Here is a 21,054-nt window from a genome sequence, read left to right as displayed (position 1 = left end):
CCCGACCCGCCGCCCTCCCCCGCCTTCGACCGCGCTTCATACGGCACACTCGACCGCATGGACACCGACGCGCTCGTGGGGACACTCGACCGGGAGGGCGGCCTGCTGGCCGAGGCCGCCGAGGCGGCCGGGATCGACGCCGAGGTCCCGACCTGTCCGCGGTGGCGGGTGCGGGACCTGCTGCGGCACACGGGGATGGTGCACCGCTGGGCGACCGCGTTCGTCGCCGAGGGGCACACCCGGTACCACCCCGACGCCGGGCTGCCGGACCTGGACGACGCCGAGCTGCCGGCCTGGTTCCGGGCGGGGCACCGCCGCCTCGTGGACACGCTCGCCGCCGCCCCGCCCGACGTGGCGTGCTGGCACTTCCTGCCGGCCCCCTCGCCGCTCGCGTTCTGGGCCCGCCGACAGGCGCACGAGACGACCGTGCACCGACTGGACGCCGAGGCGGCACGCGGCGGCTCCCCCACCGCCGTCGACCCGGACTTCGCGGCCGACGGCATCGACGAGTTGCTGCGCGGCTTCCACGCCCGCGACAGCAGCCGGGTGCGCACCCCCGAGCCCCGGGTACTGCGGGTACGGGCCACGGACACGGACGCCGTGTGGACCGTACGGCTCTCCCAGGAACCGCCCGCCGCCGAGCGGGGCGGCACCGAGGCCGCCGACTGTGAACTGGCCGGTTCCGTCGGGGAGTTGTACCCGGCGCTGTGGAACCGGGCGCCGTTCCCGAGTGTGCGCGGGGACGCCTCGCTCGCCGCGCTGTGGCGGGAGAAGTCGGCGATCACCTGGAGCTGACGGTCCGTCAGTCCGACAGCATCCTCGTCAACACCGCGCGCTGCAACGGGAGTACCTCGCCGTGCAGGTCGCGCCCCTTGTCCGTGAGGGTCACCCGCACGCCCCGGCGGTCCTCCGCGCACATGCCGCGCTCGACGAGACCGTCCTTCTCCAGCCGGGCGATCAGCCGGGACAGGGCACTCTGACTGAGGTGGACGCGCTCGGAGATCTCCTGGACGCGGTAGGCGCACGCGTCACCGGCCAGCACGTCCAGCACCTCGAAGTCACTGCCGCACAGGCCGTGTCGATGCAGGGTGCGGTCGAGTTCACACTGGGTGCGGGCGTGCAGCGCCAGCATCTCCCGCCACTGGTCCACGAGCGCCTGCTCGGCCTTCTTCGCCGCCATGACAGCGCACCGTAGCAGAGAGACAGGTTCATTGCACCGTAATTAAATGCGGTTGCATTCGATGCATGCGCATGTAGTCTCTGCGGCATGACCTCTCCGCTCTCCCCTCCCGCGTCCCCCTCCTCGGCGGTGCGCTGGACCCCGCGACTGTGGGGCACCCTGCTGGTGCTCTGCGCCGCGATGTTCCTGGACGCGCTGGACGTGTCGATGGTCGGCGTCGCCCTGCCCTCCATCGGCTCCGAACTGGACCTCTCCACCTCGACGCTCCAATGGATCGTCAGCGGCTACATCCTGGGATACGGCGGCCTGCTCCTCCTCGGCGGCCGGACCGCCGACCTGCTCGGCCGCCGCCAGGTCTTCCTGGTCGCCCTCGGAGTCTTCGCGGTGGCCTCGCTGCTCGGCGGGCTCGTCGACTCGGGTCCGCTGCTCATCGCCAGCCGCTTCGTCAAGGGCCTCAGCGCCGCCTTCACCGCACCGGCCGGGCTGTCGATCATCACGACGACCTTCGCCGAGGGCCCGCTGCGCAACCGCGCCCTGTCCATCTACACCACCTGCGCCGCCACCGGCTTCTCGATGGGCCTGGTGCTCTCCGGCCTGCTCACGGAGGCCAGTTGGCGGCTCACCATGCTGCTGCCCGCGCCCATCGCCCTGCTCGCCCTCCTCGCCGGCCTGAAGCTGCTCCCCCGCAGCGAACGCGAGAAGGACCACAACGGCTACGACGTCCCCGGCGCCGTCCTCGGCACCGCGTCGATGCTGCTGCTCGTCTTCACGGTCGTACAGGCCCCCGAGGCCGGCTGGGCATCGGCGCGAACTCTCCTTTCCTTCCTGGCCGTTGCCGTCCTGCTGACCGTCTTCGTGTACGTGGAGCGGCGCTCCGCCGGGCCGCTGATCCGGCTCGGGGTGCTGCGCTCCGGCAGCCAACTCCGCGCGCAGCTCGGCGCGATGGCGTTCTTCGGGTCGTACGTCGGGTTCCAGTTCCTCGTCACGCTGTACATGCAGTCGCTGCTCGGCTGGTCCGCGCTGCACACGGCGCTCGCGTTCCTGCCCGCGGGCGCGGTGGTGGCGGTGTCCTCGACGAAGGTGGGCTCGATCGTCGACCGGTTCGGCACCCAGAGACTGATCGCGACCGGCTTCGCGCTCATGGTCGTCGGGTACGCGCTGTTCCTGCGGGTCAGTCTCGACCCGGGGTACGCGGCGGTGATCCTGCCGTCGATGCTGCTGATCGGCGCGGCCTGCGCGCTGGTCTTCCCCTCGCTGAACATCCAGGCCACCAACGGGGTCGAGGACCACGAACAGGGCATGGTCTCGGGGCTGTTGAACACCTCGGTGCAGGTGGGCGGCGCGATCTTCCTGGCCGTCGTCACGGCCGTGGTGACCGCGCACACGCCCCCGCACGCCACCCCGCAGGCGGTGCTGGACAGTTACCGGCCCGGTCTCGTGGTGGTGACGTTCGTCGCCGCCGCCGGTCTGCTGATCACGCTGCCGGGGCTGCGCGCACGGCGGCCCCGACCGTCCCTCGTGGTCGCCAAGTCCACCGTGAAGGATGCGGAGGCGGAGCGCGTGGCGCTGCGCGACTAGGGGAACGCCTCCCAAGTGCGCGCCCGGCGGGGCCGATTGCCCGCCGGGCGCGTGCGTGTGAGACTTCCGGGATGAGCGTGACTGGGGGACGGCGTACACAGGCCGAGCGGGACGCGATGACCGTCGAGATCGGGTACGCGCTGGTCAGCGCGGTGTTCGCGGCGGTCGTCGTGTTCGGGGCGGTGGCCGGTCCGGTGTGGCTGTTCGAACTGCCGGGCACCGTCGAGACGGTGTTGACGCGCACGGGGCTCGTGCTGCTGCCCGTGGTGTTCCTCGTGCGGGTGGCGACCGTGCTGTACCAGTACCGGCGGAGTGCGGGTGGTCAGCCCAGCCAGCCGGGGCGGACCAACCCCGACTCGTAGGCCAGCACGACGAGTTGGGCCCGGTCCCGGGCGCCCAGCTTCACCATCGTGCGGCTGACATGGGTCTTCGCGGTGAGCGGGCTGACCACCAGGCGGCGGGCGATCTCGTCGTTGGACAGGCCGATGCCGACCAGGGCCATCACCTCCCGTTCCCGCTCGGTGAGCCGGCCGAGCACGTCGGCTGTCGCCGGTTCCTTGGAGCGGGCCGCGAACTCGGCGATCAGCCGGCGGGTCACCCCGGGCGACAGCAGCGCGTCGCCGTCGACCACCGCCCTTACGGCGCGCAGGAGTTCGTCCGGTTCGGTGTCCTTGACCAGGAAGCCGGAGGCGCCGGAGCGGATCGCCTCGAAGACGTACTCGTCGAGTTCGAACGTCGTCAGCATGACCACCTTGACCTCCTCCAGGCCGCCGTCTCCCGTGATGCGGCGGGTCGCGGCGAGCCCGTCGAGCAGCGGCATGCGGATGTCCATCAGGACGACGTCGGGGCGCAGTTCGGCCACCTTGCGTACCGCCTCCTCGCCGTCGGACGCCTCGCCCGCCACCTCGATGTCCGACTGCGCGCCCAGCAGCGCCTTGAACCCGGCACGGACCAGCGACTGGTCGTCGGCGAGCAGTACCCGGATCACCGGTCGTCCTCCTTCGGTGTGGCCTTCAACGGCAGTACGGCGAGCACCCGGAAGCCGCCGTCCGGGCGCGGGCCCGCCTCGATGCCGCCACCGAGCGCGGCGGCCCGCTCCCGCATCCCCGCCAGTCCGTTGCCGCTGCCTCCGGCGTCGGTGCCGGTCGCGGGCCCGTCGTCGTCGATCCGCAACCGCAACTCCCGGGGGCCATGGTCGACATGCACGCGCGCGTGCCGTGAACCCGAGTGCCGTACGACATTGGTCAGGGCCTCCTGGACGACTCGGAAGGCGGTGAGGTCGGCGCCCGGCGGGAGGCGGGGCCAGGTTCCCGCGACCTCGACGGTGAGGCCCGCGTCCGCCGCCTGCCGCACCAGTTCCGGCAGCCGGTCCAGACCGGGGGCCGGGGCGCGGGGCGCGTCGCCGGGGGCGCGCAGGGTGTCGAGGACCTGGCGGACCTCGCCGAGCGCCTCCTTGCTGGCGGCCTTGATCGTGGTGAGGGCGGTACGGGCCTGCTCGGGGTCGGAGTCGAGGAGGGCGAGGCCGACGCCCGCCTGGACGTTGATGACGGAGATGCTGTGCGCGAGGACGTCGTGCAGTTCGCGGGCCATCCGCAGCCGTTCCTCGTCGGCGCGGCGGCGGGCCGCCTGGGCGCGTTCGGCGCGGTCGCGGACCCACTGGTCGCGGCGGGCGCGGGCCAGTTCGGAGAGCGCGGCGACGGCCACCACCCAGGTGGCGACGGCCAGTTCACGGCTCCAGGGCGTCGCGTGGTCGTGCTGCGGGGGCAGCCACCGGTAGAGCCAGTGCGCGATCAGGAGGTGCGCCGCCCACAGCGTGCCGAGCGCGGCCCAGGCCGCCCGGCGGCGCCCGGCGACGACCGCGCCGAAGCAGCCGAGCGCGACGGGCAGGAACACGGGCCCGTAGGGGTATCCGGCGCCGAGGTAGAGCACGGCGGCGAGCACGGTCCCGAAGGCGACCCCTACGGGGTGGCGGTGGCGCCACAGGAGCACTGCCGAACCGAGGACGAGCAGCACGCGCGCGGAGAGGTCGATCGGGACGCGGCCGGGCTGGCTGTGCCCGGCGAAGCCGCTGCCCACCAGCACGACCGCGGTGACCAACAACGTGGAGCGCCACGGCCACCGGTCCGGTGCCGCCGCCCCGCCCCACGGCGGCCCGTGGCGCGACCACCGGGGTGGCCCGCCGCCGGATACGCGCTGCTCGTCCATGCACGTCACGCTAGCCGCCGGGCGGGGCCGGGGGCGTCGGCCGGGCGGGGTGCTCACGCGTACTCCCCGGGGAGTACGTCCCCCGGTCAGCCTTCCGCGAGGCCCACCCCGAGTGCGAGGCGTCGTACCGAGTGGTGGAAGAACGGCTCACGGTCCTCGACGACTCGGCGGAACTGGCCGAACAGTTCGAAGCTGACCAGTCCGTACGTCTCGGCCAGCGCGGCGACGACGGCGAGGGCCGACCCGGGCGGGAGGCCGGTCGCGAAGTCCGCGATCATGCGGTCCGCCTCTGGGCGCAGGCCGACCGGGAACGGGGGCTCGGTGAGGGTGCCGGCCCGTTGGGCGTCCTGGACGACGCCGATGAGGAGGAGGGCGACGCGGGCGGCGGACGGGACGGTCGTCTCGGGGGCGACGTACCCGGGGACCGGTGAGCCGTAGATGAGGGCGTACTCGTGCGGATGGCCGAGCGCCCAGACGCGGACCGCCTCGCACACGGTGGTCCAGCGCAGCAACGGGACCGCGTCCGCGACACCGGCGTGTGCCGTCTCCGCGGCCTCGCCGAGGGAGTCGTAGGCGTCGATGATGAGAGCGGTCAACAGGTCGTCGCGGCTGGGGAAGTACCGGTACAGGGCGGAGGAGACCATGCCCAGTTCACGGGCCACGGCGCGCAGCGAGAGTTTCGCGGCGCCCTCGGCGGCGAGCTGTCTGCGCGCCTCGTCCTTGATGGCCGCGGTGACCTCGATCCTGGCTCGGGCGCGGGCTCCTTGTGTGGTGCTCATACGAGCCAGTGTGGCACGGATTCAGAGCAGCGCACACAAACGAGAGCACCGCATAAAAAAGAGAGCACCGCTCTTGCATTGGCCCGCCGGGCCGGTGCAGACTGGTGCCCGAGAGCGAGAGCAGTGCTCACAAAAGGGAGCCGCGCTCTCCACACCAGGGAGTAGCCATGAGCACGCACGTCCAGAAGCCCGGCTGGTTCACCGTCAACGTCATGAACCGCGCCGTCGCCTGGTTCACCCGCCGCGGCCTCAGCGTCTGGGGTTCACGGGTGCTGGCGGTCCGCGGCCGCAAGAGCGGCGAGTGGCGGACCACCCCGGTGAACCTGCTGACGGTGGACGGACAGCAGTACCTCGTCGCGCCGCGCGGTCACGTCCAGTGGACGCACAACATGCGGGCGGCGGGCGGCGGTGAGCTGCGGCTCGGCAAGAAGGTGGACGCCTTCACCGCGACCGAGGTCACCGGCGACGACAAGGTGCCGCTGCTGCGCGCCTACCTCAAGCGCTGGAAGGCCGAGGTCGGCGTGTTCTTCGGAGGAGTCGGCCCGGACTCCTCCGACGACGAACTGCGGGGGATCGCGGACGACCACCCCGTCTTCCACGTCACGGTCAGGAACTGACCTCGTCCTGCGCGGACTCCGCAGGCGGCACGGGCGGTACCGGCGTCACGGGCTCCGCGGTCCTGCGGTCGAAGGCGGTCAGCGCGCGCTGCGCCATGGGGTGGCTGCGCACCAGCTCGCCCAGCGTGGTCGAACCCCGGGTGATGTCCATGAAGGCCTTCCAGGCCGGCCGGAAGCCGGTCAGGGCCGCGTGGAACAGTCCGGGGCGCCGCTCGAAGACCGCCAGCATGGTCTTGCCGACGCTCATCTCCACGCCGAGCCCCGCCTTGATCGCGAACGCGTAGTTCAGCGCCTGGCGGCGGGTGTCCACGGCGTCGTGCGCCTCGGCGATCCGGACCGCCCACTCCCCCGCGAGCCGCCCCGAGCGCAGCGCGAACGAGATGCCCTCCCGGGTCCACGGCTCCAGCAGGCCCGCCGCGTCCCCGCACACCAGCACCCGGCCCCGCGACAGCGGCGAGTCGTCGGCCCGGCAGCGGGTCAAGTGCCCTGAGGAGATGCTCGGTTCGAAGCCGGCGAGGCCGAGCCGGGCGATGAAGTCCTCCAAGTACCGCTTGGTGGCGGCACCTTCCCCGCGCGCGGAGATCACGCCGACCGTGAGCGTGTCCCCCTTCGGGAAGACCCAGCCGTAACTCCCGGGCATCGGGCCCCAGTCGATGAGCACCCGGCCCTTCCAGTCCTCGGCGACCGTGTCCGGCACCGGGATCTCCGCCTCCAGGCCCAGGTCCACCTGGTCGGTCTTGACCCCGACGTGCGCTCCTATGCGGCTGGCACTGCCGTCGGCGCCCACGACGCACCGCGCGAGGACCGTCTCGCCGCCCTGGAGGACGACGGCGACCGTACGCCGGTCCGGGACCGCGGAGCCGTGCTGCTCGACGCGGGTCACGGTGACGCCGGTGCGCAGCTCGGCGCCCGCCTTCTGCGCGTGCTCGACCAGCTGCTGGTCGAACTCGGGCCGGTTGATCAGCCCGAAGAGCATCTGCCGGGAGCGGCGGGTGCGCGTGAAACGTCCGTTGTTGGAGAACGTCATGGCGTGCACCCGGTCCTTCAACGGCAGGTCGAAGCCGGGCGGCAGCGAGTCGCGCGAGGGTCCGATGATGCCGCCGCCGCACGTCTTGTACCGGGGCAATTCGGCTTTCTCCAGCAACAGCACACGCCGTCCCGCGACGGCCGCCGCATAGGCGGCCGAGGCCCCCGCGGGTCCCGCGCCCACCACGACGACGTCCCACACCCGCTGTTCGTCGTCCGCCGAAGAGTTCTCGCTGCTCACGATGGTCTACTGCTCCCGATCAAGCCGCTGCCGCACCTGTCCCCCGCATCCTACGGCGGACATCGCCACAGGCCGTTGTGGGAGGATCGACGGCATCATTCGTACAACGTCGCACCCACAAGGAGCGTGCCCATGTCGTCGAATCCGGTCGCCGAGACCGTCGCCTCGCTGATGCCCAGGGCAAGAACTGAGCTCGGCGAGCTGGTGGCCTTCAAGTCGGTGGCGGACTTCGACCAGTTCCCGAAGAGCGAGAGCGAGGGCGCCGCGAACTGGGTCGCCGACGCGCTGCGCGCCGACGGTTTCCAGGACGTGGCCGTGCTCGACACCCCGGACGGCACCCAGTCGGTCTACGGCTGCCTGCCGGGCCCCGAGGGCGCGAAGACCGTGCTCCTGTACGCCCACTACGACGTGCAGCCGCCGCTCGACGAGACCGCCTGGACGACCCCGCCGTTCGAACTGACCGAGCGCGACGGCCGCTGGTACGGGCGCGGTGCCGCCGACTGCAAGGGCGGCCTGATCATGCACCTGCTCGCGCTGCGCGCCCTCAAGGCCGACGGCGGCATCCCGGTGCACATCAAGGTGATCGTCGAGGGCTCGGAGGAGCAGGGCACCGGCGGCCTGGAGCGGTACGCCGAGGCACACCCCGAACTCCTCGCGGCCGACACCATCGTGATCGGCGACACCGGGAACTTCCGCCTCGGCCTGCCCACCGTGACCTCGACGCTGCGCGGTATGACTCTGGTGCGCGTCCAGATCGACACCCTCGAAGGCAACCTGCACTCCGGCCAGTTCGGCGGCGCCGCGCCCGACGCGCTGGCCGCGCTGATCCGCGTACTGGACTCGCTGCGCGCCGACGACGGCTCGACGACCGTCGACGGGCTCGCCGCCGACGCGACCTGGGACGGGCTGGCGTATGACGAGGGGCAGTTCCGGCAGGACGCCAAGGTGCTGGACGGCGTCGGGCTGATCGGTTCCGACACGGTCGCCGACCGCATCTGGGCGCGCCCGGCCGTCACGGTCCTCGGCATCGACTGCCCGCCGGTGGTCGGCGCCACCCCGTCCGTGCAGGCCGGCGCCCGCGCGCTGGTCAGCCTGCGCGTCCCGCCGGGCACCGACGCGGCCGAGGCGACCAAGCTGCTCGCGGCCCACCTGGAGGCCCACACCCCGTGGGGCGCCCGGGTGCGCACCGAACAGATCGGCCAGGGCCAGCCGTTCAGCGCCGACACCACCAGCCCCGCGTACACGGCGATGGCCGAAGCGATGGCGGTCGCCTACCCGGGCGAGGAGATGCAGTACGCCGGCCAGGGCGGCTCCATCCCGCTCTGCAACACCCTCGCGGCCCTCTACCCGCGGGCGGAGATCCTCCTCATCGGCCTCAGCGAGCCGGAGGCGCAGATCCACGCGGTCAACGAGAGCGTGTCTCCTGCGGAGTTGGAGCGGCTGTCGGTGGCGGAGGCGCTGTTCCTGCGGAACTACGCGGCCAACTGAGCACGTCCCGGGCCGCCTTGACGAAGCGCGAGGATGGGGACATGTCCCGTGCCTCGCGCGTCACCGCCCACACCGACACCGCCACCGCCCTCGCCCTGCTCTCCGACCACGAACTCGCCGAACTCCTCGACGCGGCCACACCGTTGGGGTCCGGCGTCGGCGGGCGCTCGATGCTGGTCGAGGTGGACGGCAGAAAGCTGTTCGTGAAGCGGATGCCGCTGACGGACCTGGAGCGGCGGCCGGAGAACGTGCGGTCCACGGCCAACGTGTTCGGGGCTCCCGCCTACTGCCACTTCGGCATCGGCGCGCTGCCCAGCCCCGGCTTCGGCGTCTGGCGCGAGCTGGCCGTCCACGAGATGACCACCAACTGGGCGCTGTCCGGCCGGTTCTCGGGCTTCCCGCTGCTGCACCACTGGCGGGTGCTGCCCGGCCCGGAGCAGCCGCTCCCCGACGAACTCGCCGACGTGGAGCGGACCGTGGCCTACTGGGGCGCCGGACGCGAGCACATCGAGGCCCTGCGCACGGCCACCGCGAGCCTGACCCTGTTCATGGAGCACCTGCCGCTCACCCTCCACGACTGGCTCCCCGGACAGTTGCGCGGCGACGACCCCGCCACCGCCTGCGCCCTCGTGGAGCAGGGCCTCGAAGCCGTCACCGGTTTCCTCCGCGAGCAGCGGCTCGTGCACTTCGACGTCCACTTCAGGAACATCCTCACGGACGGGCACCGGCTCCACCTCGCCGACTACGGCCTCGCCCTCTCCCCGCGCTTCCGGCTCACCGCGGACGAACGCGCCTTCCACGACCGCCACCTCCACTACGACCGCGCCTACGCGTTCTCGTACCTGGTGCACTGGCTCGTCGTGGACCTGTACGGCTACGGCCCGGACGAACGAAGGGAGTTCATCCGCGCGTGCGCCGACGACGGCAGGCGGCCCGAGGGCATCCCGGAGGCCGCCGCCGAACTCATCTCCCGCCACGCCCGACTCGCCCTGACGGTGGGCGACTTCAACCGGCGCTTCACGCACGGGAGCAGGCTGACCCCGTACCCGTCCGCCGGGGAACTCGGCTACAGCAGCTCCACGCTCTCCGCGTAGTGGCAGGCGACCGGGTTGCCGCCGCCCCGGTCGACGAGTTCCGGTACCTCCTCGACGCAGGACCCGCGTTCGCTCTCGGTGAGCTGGTTCGCGAACTTCGGGCACCGCGTGCGGAAGCGGCACCCGCTGGGCGGGCGCACCGGGCTCGGGACGTCGCCCTGGATGGTGATCCGTTTCCGGGCGCGTTCCTTGCGCGGGTCGGGCAGCGGAATCGCCGAGACCAGTGCCTGGGTGTACGGGTGCGCGGGGCGGGCGAAGAGCTGCCGGGCGGGGGCGATCTCGACCAGGCGGCCCAGGTACATGACGGCCACCCGGCCGGCGACGTGCCGCATGACCGACAGGTCGTGGGCGACGAACAGGAAGGACAGCCCGAGTTCGTTCTGCAGATCCATGAGCAGGTTGAGGACGCCGGCCTGGATCGACACGTCGAGCGCCGACACCGGTTCGTCGAGGATGACGACCTTCGGGCGCAGCGCCAACGCCCGCGCGATGCCGATGCGTTGGCGCTGCCCGCCGGAGAACTCGTGGGCGAAGCGGTTGCCGTGCTCGGGGTTGAGCCCGACCAGGCGCAGGAGTTCGCTCACCTCGGCGCCCGCCCCGGACCCGTACCGGCCGTGGATGCGCAGTGGTTCGGCGACGATCTCGTGGACGGTCATCCGCGGGTCGAGCGAGGCGTACGGGTCCTGGAAGACGATCTGCAACTCCCTTCGCAGGGGCCGCATCTGACGTCTGCTCAGTTCGGTCAGCTCGTGCGCGCCGTAGCGGACCTGTCCGGCGGTGGCCCGTTCCAGGCCGAGGACGGTGCGGGAGATCGTCGTCTTGCCGGAGCCCGACTCCCCCACCAGGCCCAGGGTCTCGTTCTCGTGGAGGTCGAAGGAGACTCCGCACACGGCGTGCACATCGCCCACGCGGCGGCGGACGACGCCCTTGGACATGACCGGGAAGTGCTTGACGAGGTCGCGGACCTGGAGGACCGGGGCGCCGGTGCCGCCGTGGCCGGGCAGCGGCGGCAGCGGAGCGGCGGCCCGCGCGGGCGCGGTCATACGGGGTCCTCCTCGGGGTTCGTGGCGGGGGCCGCGTCGGCGAAGCGGGCCAGGGCCTCGGTGTCCGCGCCGACCGCGTCGAAGACCTGGCCGGCGCCGGTGTCGACGAGTTCGTCGGCGAAGTGGCAGGCGCTGAGGTGGAGGTCGCCGCCGGCCCTGCGCAGGACGGGTTCGTCGGTGTCGCACACGTCCCGGCGCATCGGGCAGCGGGGCGCGAAGGGGCAGCCGGGAGGCAGGTTGAGCAGGCTCGGCGGTGAGCCGGTGATGGGGGTGAGCCGTGCCTCCTCCCGGTCGAGGCGGGGCAGGGAGCCGAGCAGGCCGAGCGTGTAGGGCATGCGCGGGGTGTAGAAGATGTCCTCGACCGACCCCGTCTCCACGATCCGGCCCGCGTACATGACCGCGACCCGGTCGGTGTGTCCGGCCACCACGCCGAGGTCGTGGGTGATGAGGACCAGGGCCGCGCCGGTCTCGGCACGGGCGGTCTCCAGGGCTTCGAGGATCTGCGCCTGCACGGTGACGTCGAGGGCGGTGGTCGGCTCGTCGGCGATGATCACGTCCGGGTCGTTGGCCATGGCGATGGCGATGACGACGCGCTGGCGCATCCCGCCGGACATCTCGTGCGGGTAGCTGTCGACGCGCCGCTCGGGGCTCGGGATGCCGACCGTGCCGAGCAGTTCGACGGCGCGTGCGCGCGCGTCCTTGTGGGTCATGCCGGGGTTGTGGCGGAGCAGGGTCTCGGCGATCTGGTAGCCCACGTTGTAAACGGGGTTGAGGGAGGTCATCGGGTCCTGGAAGATCATCGCGATGCCGCTGCCGCGCAGGTCGGAGAGGCGGGCGTCGGACAGGCCGAGGAGTTCGGTGCCTTCGAAGCGGACCGAGCCGCGCACCTTGGCACCGGCCGGCAGCAGCCCCATCACGGCGAGGGCGGTGACCGACTTCCCGGACCCGGACTCGCCGACGATACCGAGCGATTCGCCGCGGTCGAGCCGGTAGCCGACCCCGCGCACGGCCCGTACGGTGCCGTCCTCGGTGCCGAACTCCACACTGAGGTCCTCGACTTCGAGCACGGCGGACGTCACGGGGACCTCGTGCACTCCATGACTCGTGGTCGTCACTGTCGCACCCTTTGCTGCCGGGGGTCGAAGGCGTCGCGCAGGCCGTCGCCGATGAAGTTGATGGTCAGCGCGATGGCGATGATGAACGCGCCGGGGATGTAGAAGAGCCAGGGCCGGGTGTCGACCGCCGTCTGCGCCTGGGAGACCAGCAACCCCAGGGAGGTGTCGGGCGGTTGGACGCCGAACCCGAGGAAGGAGAGCGCGGTCTCGGTGAGGATGCCGGTCGCCACCAGGATCGTCGCGTTGACGATGATCGGACCCAGCGCGTTGGGCAGCAGATGCCGGAAGATGATCCGCACGTCGGAGGCGCCGAGCGCCCTGGCCGCCTCGATGAACTCCTTCTCGCGCAGCGACAGCACCGAGGAGCGCACCACGCGGGCCACGTACGCCCAGGTGAGTCCGGCGATGACGATGGCGATCCAGTACCAGGAGCCGCCGGTGCGGGAGGAGATGACCAGGGCGATGGCGAACAGGGGCAGCGTCAGCACGAGATCGGCGACGCGCATCATGACCGAGTCGACGAAGCCCCGGTAGAAGCCCGCGATGGCGCCCCAGACCGCGCCGAGCAGGGTGGAGCCGAGCGCGATCATGATGGCGATCTTGAGCGAGGTCTGGGTGCCGCGCATGACCTGCGCGTAGCCGTCGTAGCCCGAGGAGTCGGTGCCGAACGGGTGCTTCCAGGAAGGGGGTTGGGAATTGTCCTCGGTGTACTTCGCGTACGAGTAGTGCCACAGGTGCGGGCCGATGAACGCCCACAGCAGGATCAGCACGAACACGACCAGGCTGGCCATCGCGGCCCGGTGCCGGACGAAGCGGCGCAGCACCAGTTGGGTCTGGGTGCGCTGCCGTACGGTGAACTCGTGGTCCCCTCGCGGCAGTTGGGCGCCCGCGGACCCTGGTGCCTCGATGTCAGTCATAGCGGATCCTCGGGTCGAGTACGGCGTAGAGGAGATCGGCGACGAGGTTGAACCCGATGACGACGACGGCGGAGAGCAGCAGCCAGGCCATGGTGCGGTAGACGTCGAGCGTGGTCGCCGCCTGGACCAGCATCTCGCCCATGCCGTGCCACTGGAAGATCGTCTCCGTGATCACCGCGCCGCCCAGGATGATCGCGATGTCGAGCGCGGTGACGGTGGCCAGCGGGATGAGGGCGGTGCGCAGCGCGTGCCGGGTCATCACCTTGCCGCGCCGCAGGCCCTTGGCGCGGGCGAGCCGTACGTAGTCGCTGTTGAGGACCTCCAGCATGGAGGCGCGGGTGTAGCGGGTCCAGGAGGCGAAGGAGACCAGGGCGAGGGTGATGGTGGGCAGGATGAGATGGCCGACGTGATCGGTGAACTGGTTCCAGGTGGTGTCGACTTCGAGGTACGGGGACTTCTCGCCGATGGTGCCGAGGAACTGGCTGCCGGTCTTCTGGTTGAACCAGATCCCGGCCTGCTTGAGGAGGACCGCGAACCAGAACACCGGCATGGCGAGGAAGAGGAAGCCGAAGAAGGTGATGGTGTAGTCGGCGGCGGAGTACTGGCGGACGGCGCTGAACACACCGAAGACGACGGCCATGATCAGCGCGAGGACCATCGCGGCGGCAACCAGGGTGATGGTCACCTTGAAGCGGGTGAACAGGTCGTGCCCGATGTTCAGGTTGGCCTGCACGGAGGGGCCGAAGTCGCCGTGCAGGACGCCGGTGATCCAGTTCCAATAGCGTTCCATCACCGGCTGGTTGGCGTGGATGTGCCGGGCGAAGGCGAGCACCGCCGCCTTGCTGGGCGCGGGTTGGCGTGAGGTGGCGAAATTCGCCACCGGGTCACCGGAGTTGATGACCACCAGGAACACGATGAACGTCGAGACGATCAGGACGGGGATGGAGACGAGGATGCGACGCACGGTGTAGGCGAGCATGCGGTCTTCTCTCGGAGGCCGGCGGGTCGGTGGTGCCGTCCGGGCCGGGCCCGGCCCCGGTGTCGCGGGGCCGGGCCCGGCAGGCGAGCCGGTGGAGCTGGTGCCTGCCCGGGAAGGCGGGCTATTTCTTCAGGCCCCACGTACCGGTGTTGTAGGCCGGTCCCACGTTCGTGGAGTTGTTCCGCATGTTCACGAACCGCGTCTGCGAGGCGAAGAACGTCGGCTTCTGGTAGAGCGGCAGCACATAGGCGTCGTTCACCATGAGCTGGTCGGCCTGGTTGAGGAGCGCGGCGGCCTTGGTCGCGTCCGTCTCGCCCACGGCCTGGGCGATCAGGGAGTCGACCGTCTTGTTGCTGTAGCCGCCGTAGTTGCCGCCGCCGCCGGTGAACCAGTTCTGCTGGGCGCCGCTGCTCGGGAACGGTGCCGCGACCCAGGCGAAGACGATGATGTCGTACTGGTGCCCGGCGAGGACCGTGCCGAGGTCGGCGGCGCCGATCGGCTTGATGGTGATCTTGATGCCGAGGCTCGCCAGGTTGCTCTGGAGGATCTGGCACTCGCTCTGCCGGATCTGGTTGCCGGTGGTGTAGCGGCAGTTGAAGGGTCCGACCGCCTTGCCGTCCGGTGTCTTGAGCGCGGTGCCCACCCCGGTGAACTTGGCGTCGGTGAGGTACTTCTTCGCCTTCGTCAGATCACCCGAGCCCTGGCCCGTCGCGCTGACCACGTCCTTGTAACCGGCCTGCCCGGGAACGAAGTTGTGGTTGCCCAGCGGCTTCACGGCCGGGTCGAACTGGCCGACCGTCTTGGCGATGATGTCCTTGGTGTTGATCGCCGTGAACATCGCCTGCCGCAGTGCCAGGTACTTGCCGATCACCGGGTCGTGCAGGTTGAGGTCGAAGTGCTCCCAGGTCAGCCCGTTGCCGATGCTGTAGGTGATGCCGGGGATGTCCTTGACCTGGTTGACCAGGTCCACCTCGGGCTGCGGGTAGATGCCCTGGACCTCGTTGTTCTTCAGGGCGGTGGGCTCCTGGGTGGCGTCGGAGATCACCTTGAAGATCAGCCGTTGCAGGGTCGCCTTCTTCGCGCCGTACCACTTGGGGTCGGGCACGAAGGTGGCGTGGTCGTTGTCGACCCACTGCTGCATCTTGTAGGCACCCGCGGTGGGGTACTTGGTGGGCGGTGTCTTCAGGAAGTACTGCCAGGCCTGCGCCATCTGAGTGGCCGTCATGGCGGCGGCGTCACCGACCTTGGCGCCGGATATCTTCTCCGCGGTGTGCGCCGGATAGAGCGGATAGCCCGCGCCGAACAGCGACTTCCAGTCCGAGTACGGCTTCGACATCACCATGGTGAAGGTCTTGCCGTTGTCGGACGGGGTGAGGGACTTGATCCGGTCGTAGCCCGCGGTGCTCTGCGGCAGACAGCCGTGCGTCTGGCTGGAGTCGCTGGCGGGCGGCGGCGGACAGTCCTTGCCGTTGTTGGTGCGCCAGTAATAGGTGAAGTCGTCGGCGGTGATGGGCGTCCCGTCGTTCCACGCCGCCTTGGGGTTGATCTTGTAGACGATGGTCTGCGGGCTGACGCTGGTCTGCGTCGCCGAGGTCACCAGGTCGGTGTTGAGGGCGACGGTGAAGTCCGGCTGGGGTATGAACACCTGCGGCAGGACGACCTCCAGGGCCTCCCCGTTCTCGAAGGTGTTGCCGTTGATGTCCTGGACGTTCCACTGCTGGATGTTCTTCTCCAGCACATAGGTGTACGTTCCGCCGGACTTGGTGGCGGCCGAGTTGCAGGTGTTGGCCTGGCCCACGGTGTTGCAGGACGTGAGTCCGGCCGACGTGCCCTTGCTGGAGCTGCCGCCGCCCCCACCGCCGCTGCTGCAAGCGGTGAGCACCAGGGTGAGCCCGGCGGCGAGGGTGAGGGCCCGGGTGAGGGCCGAGGATGGCGCGCGCATGTTCCTCTCCTTCGACCGGCCAGAGGTCCGGTCCCGTAGAGGCGGCCGGCGGCCGCGAGAGAACTGAGCTGCGCAAAGACGTTAGAGCTCCGATGTACCTTCTTCACGTTCCTGTTCATACCGGGAAGGCGACAATTCACCCTCGCTTTGTTATCGGAATGACCCATGCCCCGCAAAATCGCCAGGCGGTGTCCCCGAAAGGGCAAAGTCCCGTTCAACATCGTTGATCGGACCGCAAATTCACGGGCCGTCAGCCGACCGGCACGCCCGCCTCCAGATAGAGCGCGGCCCCGCGCTCCCGGGCTCTGAGCGCCCACCGCAGCCGCTCGTAGCGGACCGGCGGCAACAGGTCCGCGGCCTCCTGCTCGCTGGCGAAGCGCCAGCCGCGCAACTCCGGTCCCGGCAGCAGCAGTCGGTCCGCCTCGGCGGCGCCCAGCAGGCCGCCGTCGAAGAGCAGGCGCAGCCCGCCGTAGCCGGGCGGGGCGGGCGGTTCCCAGTCGACGACGAGCAGCCGGGGTACGTCGTCGAGGACGATGCCGGTCTCCTCGGTGACCTCGCGCATACCGCCCCGCGCGGGTGCCTCGCCGGGCTCGACGACACCGCCGGGGAACTCCCAGCCGGCTTTGTAGGTGGGGTCGACGAGCAGCACCCGGTCCTGTTCGTCGAAGAGGAGCACACCGGCCGCGACGGTCTCGGCGGTGGGCTCGGGGGTCTGCACGATGTCGCAGACGGGGACGGTGCCGCTGCCGACCGCGTCGGCGATCCGGCAGGCCGTCTCGTACGGGGTGAGGACACTGGTGTCGACGAGATGCGCGTCGGCGGTGAGCCAGGAGGCGAGTGCGGCGCGGTACGGCTCGATGTGGTCGTACGCCCACTGCTGTGTCCGCAGCTCCCCGTCGGGGAGGTCCGGGGGGATCTCCCGGCCGGCTATTCGCTCGCGCAGGATCGTTTCCGCCGGTGCCAGGAGAACATGCCGGACCGCGACCCGGCGGGCCGCGAGGCCGCCGAAGATCTCGTCGCGGTACTCCTGGCGCAGCAGGGTCATCGGGACGACGAGGGTCCCGCCGAGCTCGGCGAGCATGGCGGCGGCCGTGTCGATCACGAGCCGTCGCCAGATCTGCAGGTCCTGGAAGTCGCCGACCTCCGCGAGGTGCTTGGGCGGGAGCAGGTTCGGAAGTGCTCCGCCGATGATCTCGGGGTCGAAGAACGTGCTGTTCGGGATCAGGTCGATCAGTTCCCGTGCGGTGCTGGTCTTGCCCGCACCGAACGCGCCGTTGATCCAGACGACGGTCACAGGTCCCCCTCTTCTGTTGGCCCCCTGAGGCTTGCCCGTTCCACCCTGCCACGGAAACCAGCCCCAGTTGAGAGCGCGCATACGACGGCGCCGGTGCTCCCTCCGACGGGGCACCGGCGCCGCACACTCGTGACGGGTATCAGCTGTTCTGTCCCAGGGTGTTCTCGTCGACGGCGAGGCTGCCGTCGCTGACCAGGTGGTCCATGGAGCCCACGGTGTCCTTGACGTTGAGATCGCCGAGCACGTCGTGGTCGTGCGAGTGCGACGGAGTGATCGCGGCGACGACGAAACCGGTGGCGAGGGAGGCGATGGCCAGCATGCTGCGCTTCTTCATGCCCCGTTCAACTGACGAAGCGCGCCCGGGTCACGCCCGGACCGGCCGCCGGGTGGAAACGGCTCCGCCGCGCGAGCGCCGTACGAGATCCACGGCCGCCTCGGGCCACTGCGGGTGGTCGAAGGTGAAACCCTCCGCCAGCAGGCGCCCCGGCACCACCCGCCGGCTCTTCAGGAGGAGTTCGGTGTCCGAGCGCAGCGCGAAGGCGCCCAGCTCGGCCATCAGCCTGGTGGCGGGCAGGCCCACGGGGATGCCCCGGGCGGCGCGCAGGACACGCATGAAGGCACGTTGCGGGAGCGGCCCCGGGGCGGCGAGGTTGACCGGCCCGGTGATGTCGTCGCGGGCGAGGAGGAACTCGACGGCACGGACGAAGTCCTGGTCGTGGATCCAGGACACGTACTGGGCGCCGCCCGCGACCGGACCGCCGAGCCCGAGCCGGGCCAGCGCGAGCAGCACGTCGAAGACACCTCCCCGGTCGGGGCTCATCACCATGGCGGCCCGCAGGGCCACCTTGCGGGTGTGCGGGGTGTCGGCGCGCTCCTGCTCGCGCTCCCAGTTCCTGGCGATCTCGACGCTGTAGGACCAGTAGCCGGGGACGCCCGGTTCGGCGCCGCCGATCAGGCCGGTGGCCTCGTCGTTGGGGGCGTCGTGGCGATGGGTGTAGATGGTGGCGGTGCTCATCTGGAGCCAGACGCGCGGCGGGTGCGCGGCGGCGGAAATCGCCTCGCCGACGACCCGGGTGGAGTTCACCCGCGAGTCCATCATGGCCTTCAGGTTGGCGGATGTGTAGCGGCAACTGACGCTGCGGCCCGCCAGGTTCACCACGACGTCGCTGCCGTCGATCTCCCGGACCCAGGAGCCCGGGTGCTCGCCGTCCCACCACACCTCGCGGTCGCGCCCGGGCCGCCTGGTCAGGACGACGACCTCATGACCGGCCCCGGTCAGAGCGCGGTCGAGGATCGCGCCCACCTGTCCCGTACCACCGGGAATGACGATCTTCACAAGGCTCCCCCTTCTGTTCGGGAGTGAGCCTAGCGCAGAAAGTTGAACGTGTTCAAAACTTACGCGACGGAATTTCGGTCCCCCAATACGCAACTCTTCCAACAGAGTTCGACACGTCCTACCGTAATCGCGCACATGACACGCACAGGAAGTGATCCCATCTCTCGCGAGTCCGGAGGAACGTCACCATGCGTCACCCCCACACCCGCACGACCCGCCGAAGAGTGATCGGAGCGCTGGCAGCAGGCCTGTTGTGCGCGGCGGGCCTCGCCGCACCCGCGGTCGCCGCCCCCGCGCAGGACCCCGTCTCCCCCACCCTGGCCGACGGCCAGGCACTCACACCTCCGATGGGTTTCAACAACTGGAACTCCACCCACTGCCGTGCCGAGTTCAACGAGTCCATGGTCGAGGGCATCGCCGACCTGTTCGTCGCCAAGGGCCTCAAGGCCGCCGGCTACCAGTACGTCAACCTCGACGACTGCTGGGCCCTGCCGTCCCGCGACGCCGACGGCAAGCTCGTCCCCGACCCGGTCCGCTTCCCGCACGGCATCAAGGCCGTCGCCGACTATGTACACGCCAAGGGCCTCAAACTCGGCATCTACACCAGCGCGGGCACCAAGACGTGCAACACCGCCGGGTTCCCGGGCGGACTGGGCCACGAGTACAGCGACGCGCAGCAGTTCGCCGACTGGGGCGTGGACTATCTCAAGTACGACAACTGCAACAACCAGGGCGTGGACGCCAAGCTGCGCTACACCACCATGCGCGACGCCCTGAAGGCGACCGGCCGCCCGATCGTCTTCAGCATCTGCGAATGGGGCCAGTACAAACCCTGGGAGTGGGCCTCGGACGTCGGCCACCTGTGGCGCACCACCGGTGACATCAGCGACAACTGGGGCTCGATGCTGTCGATCCTCAAGCAGAACCTCCCGCTCGCGCCGTACGCCGGACCCGGGCACTGGAACGACCCCGACATGCTGGAGGTCGGCAACGGCGGGATGACGGACACCGAGTACCGCTCGCACTTCTCGATGTGGTCGATCATGGCCGCCCCGCTCCTCATCGGCTCGGACCTGCGCAAGGCGACCGACGCGACCTTCGACATCCTCGACAACAAGGAGGTCATCGCGGTCGACCAGGACCCGCTGGGCAGGCAGGGCACGGTCGTCTCGTCCGAGGGCGGACGCTGGGTCGTCGCCAAGGAGATGGAGGACGGCAGCCGTACGGTGGCCCTGTTCAACGAGTCCGGCAGCGCCCAGCGCATCGCCACGACCGCGACCGCCGTAGGCCTGCCCGCGGCCCGCGCCTACGCCCTGCGCGACCTGTGGCGGCACCGGAGTTACAACACGGCGGGCACGATCTCCGCGACGGTCCCGGCACATGGCACGGTCCTCGTCCGGGTCGCCGCCGACCGGCGCGCGCTCAAGAACCCGCCCGCCGTCGAACTCGGCCTGGACGGCGCCCTGTTGGTCGAGGCGGCCAAGCGGACCCCGCTCACCACGACGGTCACCGACCTCGGCCGGACGAGCGCGGACCACGTCTCCGTGACCCTGACCGGGCCCGCCGGCTGGACGGTGCGGGCCGTGTCGCCGACGACCGCGCGGGCGGTACCGACCGGCAGATCGCTCCGCACCAAGTGGGCGGTCACCGCGCCCGCGGGGACGCCGACGGGGTCGTACGACCTGACGCTCAGGGCGAGTTACCGCTCGCCGACGGGCGCGCGTGCCGACAGCACCCTGCCGTTCACCGCGTCCGTGGTGGTGGCCCCCGCCTCGGGGACCTCGTACCTCGGCGACCTGCCGTGGCTCTCAACTACCAATGGCTACGGTCCCGTTGAACGCAACACCAGCAACGGGGAGAGCGCGGCCGGGGACGGTCATCCGATCACCCTGGGCGGAGTGGTGTACGCGAAGGGGCTCGGTGTGCACGCGGCGAGCGATGTGGAGTACTACACCGGGAAGGCGTGCGAGAAGGTCACCGCGGACGTCGGTGTGGACGACGAGAAGGGCGCCAAGGGGACCGTCGCCTTCGAGATCTGGGCGGACGGCACGAAGGTCGCCTCGACCGGCGTCCTCACCAACGCGATGCCCGCCCAGCCGGTCACGGCAGACGTGACCGGCGCCCAGGTGGTCCGACTCGTCGTCACCGACGGCGGCGACGGAATCGACTCGGACCACGCGGACTGGGCGGACGCACAGCTCACTTGCTGAGCGCCGGGCA

The 21,054-nt window shown here is 70.7% G+C and carries 20 protein-coding genes; 7 read left to right on the top strand and 13 right to left on the bottom strand.

From position 1 onward, the window contains the following. Positions 1-57: 57 nt before the first annotated feature. Positions 58-795: a maleylpyruvate isomerase family mycothiol-dependent enzyme gene (locus tag ACIQPR_RS19290; RefSeq protein WP_403649637.1), complete on the top strand. Its 738-nt coding sequence runs from the start codon at positions 58-60 to the stop codon at positions 793-795. A gap of 7 nt (positions 796-802) precedes the next feature. Here ACIQPR_RS19290 and ACIQPR_RS19285 read toward each other — a convergent pair whose 3' ends face one another. Beyond that, entirely contained in the window at positions 803-1,180 is a 378-nt protein-coding gene (locus tag ACIQPR_RS19285; RefSeq protein ID WP_403649634.1) for a MarR family winged helix-turn-helix transcriptional regulator, read from the bottom strand. 87 nt (positions 1,181-1,267) lie between these two features. Here ACIQPR_RS19285 and ACIQPR_RS19280 point away from each other — a divergent pair, with 87 nt between their 5' ends. After that, positions 1,268-2,758, top strand: a complete 1,491-nt coding sequence (locus ACIQPR_RS19280) for an MFS transporter (RefSeq protein WP_403649631.1) — start codon at positions 1,268-1,270, stop codon at positions 2,756-2,758. 71 nt (positions 2,759-2,829) lie between these two features. Next, the gene (locus ACIQPR_RS19275; protein ID WP_403649628.1) at positions 2,830-3,120 is read left to right on the top strand and encodes a DUF6332 family protein; all 291 of its coding nucleotides are present in this window, start codon (positions 2,830-2,832) and stop codon (positions 3,118-3,120) included. On the opposite strand, the gene ACIQPR_RS19270 is transcribed toward ACIQPR_RS19275, so the two are convergent. The 3 genes from ACIQPR_RS19270 to ACIQPR_RS19260 all read right to left on the bottom strand — a co-directional run bounded on the left by ACIQPR_RS19270 (position 3,081) and on the right by ACIQPR_RS19260 (position 5,742). Continuing rightward, a complete protein-coding gene (locus ACIQPR_RS19270) occupies positions 3,081-3,746 on the bottom strand; it encodes a response regulator (protein ID WP_403649625.1) in 666 nt (221 codons plus the stop codon). The two genes, ACIQPR_RS19275 and ACIQPR_RS19270, sit on opposite strands and share 40 nt — an antisense overlap. After that, positions 3,743-4,963 carry a sensor histidine kinase gene (locus ACIQPR_RS19265; protein ID WP_403649622.1) on the bottom strand — a complete coding sequence of 407 codons (1,221 nt, stop codon included), beginning with the start codon at positions 4,961-4,963 and terminating at the stop codon, positions 3,743-3,745. Before ACIQPR_RS19265 ends, ACIQPR_RS19270 begins: the two co-directional genes overlap by 4 nt. An 86-nt stretch (positions 4,964-5,049) precedes the next feature. Then, complete coding sequence (locus tag ACIQPR_RS19260; RefSeq protein WP_403649619.1) at positions 5,050-5,742, bottom strand: TetR/AcrR family transcriptional regulator; 693 nt, start codon at positions 5,740-5,742, stop codon at positions 5,050-5,052. 167 nt (positions 5,743-5,909) lie between these two features. On the opposite strand from ACIQPR_RS19260, the gene ACIQPR_RS19255 reads away from it, so the two are divergent. Further along, positions 5,910-6,359, top strand: a complete 450-nt coding sequence (locus ACIQPR_RS19255; protein ID WP_403649616.1) for a nitroreductase family deazaflavin-dependent oxidoreductase — start codon at positions 5,910-5,912, stop codon at positions 6,357-6,359. Here the strand turns inward: ACIQPR_RS19255 and ACIQPR_RS19250 are convergent. Further along, on the bottom strand, positions 6,349-7,626 hold the full coding sequence (locus ACIQPR_RS19250; RefSeq protein WP_403649613.1) for a geranylgeranyl reductase family protein: 1,278 nt from the start codon (positions 7,624-7,626) through the stop codon (positions 6,349-6,351). The genes ACIQPR_RS19255 and ACIQPR_RS19250 overlap by 11 nt on opposite strands. A 132-nt stretch (positions 7,627-7,758) precedes the next feature. Here ACIQPR_RS19250 and ACIQPR_RS19245 point away from each other — a divergent pair, with 132 nt between their 5' ends. Together ACIQPR_RS19245 and ACIQPR_RS19240 are read left to right on the top strand one after the other, a co-directional pair. Next, entirely contained in the window at positions 7,759-9,114 is a 1,356-nt protein-coding gene (locus ACIQPR_RS19245) for a dipeptidase (RefSeq protein WP_403649610.1), read from the top strand. 41 nt (positions 9,115-9,155) lie between these two features. After that, entirely contained in the window at positions 9,156-10,208 is a 1,053-nt protein-coding gene (locus ACIQPR_RS19240; RefSeq protein WP_403649607.1) for a protein kinase family protein, read from the top strand. Here ACIQPR_RS19240 and ACIQPR_RS19235 read toward each other — a convergent pair. The 8 genes from ACIQPR_RS19235 to ACIQPR_RS19200 form a co-directional block, all read right to left on the bottom strand. Continuing rightward, entirely contained in the window at positions 10,181-11,251 is a 1,071-nt protein-coding gene (locus ACIQPR_RS19235) for an ABC transporter ATP-binding protein (protein ID WP_403649604.1), read from the bottom strand. The two genes, ACIQPR_RS19240 and ACIQPR_RS19235, sit on opposite strands and share 28 nt — an antisense overlap. Beyond that, positions 11,248-12,345, bottom strand: a complete 1,098-nt coding sequence (locus tag ACIQPR_RS19230; RefSeq protein WP_403650605.1) for an ABC transporter ATP-binding protein — start codon at positions 12,343-12,345, stop codon at positions 11,248-11,250. The genes ACIQPR_RS19235 and ACIQPR_RS19230 overlap by 4 nt, the downstream gene beginning before the upstream one ends. A 17-nt stretch (positions 12,346-12,362) precedes the next feature. Continuing rightward, complete coding sequence (locus ACIQPR_RS19225) at positions 12,363-13,283, bottom strand: ABC transporter permease (RefSeq protein ID WP_403649601.1); 921 nt, start codon at positions 13,281-13,283, stop codon at positions 12,363-12,365. After that, positions 13,276-14,262 (bottom strand): ABC transporter permease, encoded by a 987-nt coding sequence (locus ACIQPR_RS19220; protein ID WP_403649598.1) that lies wholly within the window; start codon positions 14,260-14,262, stop codon positions 13,276-13,278. Before ACIQPR_RS19220 ends, ACIQPR_RS19225 begins: the two co-directional genes overlap by 8 nt. A gap of 121 nt (positions 14,263-14,383) precedes the next feature. Then, positions 14,384-16,204, bottom strand: coding sequence for an ABC transporter family substrate-binding protein (locus tag ACIQPR_RS19215; RefSeq protein WP_403649595.1), 1,821 nt, complete (start codon positions 16,202-16,204; stop codon positions 14,384-14,386). Positions 16,205-16,454: 250 nt separating this feature from the next. After that, positions 16,455-17,498, bottom strand: a complete 1,044-nt coding sequence (locus ACIQPR_RS19210; RefSeq protein ID WP_403649592.1) for an NUDIX domain-containing protein — start codon at positions 17,496-17,498, stop codon at positions 16,455-16,457. 139 nt (positions 17,499-17,637) lie between these two features. Continuing rightward, positions 17,638-17,832: a hypothetical protein gene (locus ACIQPR_RS19205; protein WP_403649589.1), complete on the bottom strand. Its 195-nt coding sequence runs from the start codon at positions 17,830-17,832 to the stop codon at positions 17,638-17,640. Between the two features lie 30 nt (positions 17,833-17,862). Next, positions 17,863-18,834: a TIGR01777 family oxidoreductase gene (locus ACIQPR_RS19200; protein ID WP_403649586.1), complete on the bottom strand. Its 972-nt coding sequence runs from the start codon at positions 18,832-18,834 to the stop codon at positions 17,863-17,865. Between the two features lie 188 nt (positions 18,835-19,022). Here ACIQPR_RS19200 and ACIQPR_RS19195 point away from each other — a divergent pair, with 188 nt between their 5' ends. Further along, the gene (locus ACIQPR_RS19195; protein WP_403649583.1) at positions 19,023-21,044 is read left to right on the top strand and encodes an NPCBM/NEW2 domain-containing protein; all 2,022 of its coding nucleotides are present in this window, start codon (positions 19,023-19,025) and stop codon (positions 21,042-21,044) included. The last annotated feature ends 10 nt before the right edge of the window (positions 21,045-21,054 follow it).

The organism is Streptomyces sp. NPDC091280, from assembly GCF_044768565.1.
Taxonomy (GTDB): Bacteria; Actinomycetota; Actinomycetes; order Streptomycetales; family Streptomycetaceae; genus Streptomyces.
This window is presented reverse-complemented; position numbering and strand designations above follow the sequence as displayed.